This is a genomic window from Salifodinibacter halophilus (assembly GCA_012999515.1).
GTDB classification, from domain to species: domain Bacteria; phylum Pseudomonadota; class Gammaproteobacteria; order Nevskiales; family Salinisphaeraceae; genus Salifodinibacter; species Salifodinibacter halophilus.
Genome location: JABEEB010000488.1, coordinates 1 through 250, shown reverse-complemented (window position 1 = coordinate 250; position 250 = coordinate 1). Strand labels below are relative to the sequence as shown.

The 250-nt window shown below is 73.2% G+C and carries 1 protein-coding gene; it reads right to left on the bottom strand.

Features of this window, described 5'->3' with window-relative positions; all coding sequences use genetic code 11:
* The coding region (locus tag HKX41_12565) for a pantothenate kinase (GenBank protein ID NNC24968.1) at positions 1–168 on the bottom strand (168 nt) is incomplete at its 3' end.
* Positions 169–250: the final 82 nt, after the last annotated feature.

The window sequence follows — 250 nt, the reverse complement described above, 5'->3', positions numbered from 1 at the left end:
GGCCAGATAGGCCACGTCGATGCGTTCGCGCGGCAAGTGTTCGGCCAACGCGGCGGCGATGTCTTCCTCGCGATGCGGCAGCGCCAGCGCCGCGCCGGGACGGCCGTCGGCCCGCAGCGGCGCGCATTTGAGCCGGGTGTTGCCCAGATCGAACAGCCACGCCTTCATCGCAGCGCTCCGCGGCGCACGCTGACTTCGCCGGCGTGGAAGCGGCGCTCCTCGCCGTCGTCCAGGCGCACCCGCAGCGAGC